This window comes from Xanthomonas sp. SHU 199 (assembly GCF_000364665.1).
GTDB lineage: Bacteria > Pseudomonadota > Gammaproteobacteria > Xanthomonadales > Xanthomonadaceae > Xanthomonas_A > Xanthomonas_A sontii.
Genome location: NZ_AQOI01000766.1, coordinates 1 through 378 on the forward strand (window position 1 = coordinate 1; position 378 = coordinate 378).

Sequence of the window (378 nt, forward strand, 5' to 3'; positions counted from 1 at the left end):
GGCGGCAGCGCCTGGGTTGGCGGGGGCGGCCTGGACCGACTGCGCAGCGATGCCTTCACCCGGGTCGGCGAGGTGCGCATCGTGCATCTGCGCGACGGCAGCGTGGTCACGCTCAACACCGATAGCGCCATCGCCGTGGACATGCAGGCGCACCTGCGCTCGGTCCAGCTGTTGCGCGGCGAAGCGTTGCTGCAGGTGACGCACGATCCACGGCGTCCGTGCGTGGTCGACAGCGCCGGCGGCAGCGCCCGGGTGCTCGGCACGCGTTTCGATGTGCGCCTGCAGGGTCGCACCGCCGAGGTCGCCGTGATCGACGGCCGTGTCGCCGTGCGCGCGCCGGACGGCGGCAGCACTGCCGTGCTGCGCGCCGGCCAGCGC

The 378-nt window shown here is 74.1% G+C and carries 1 protein-coding gene; it reads left to right on the forward strand.

Annotated features, from left to right (window positions below):
- Positions 1-378 (forward strand): FecR family protein (locus D183_RS0121155; protein WP_017910755.1); only part of this gene is annotated, 378 nt, incomplete at both ends.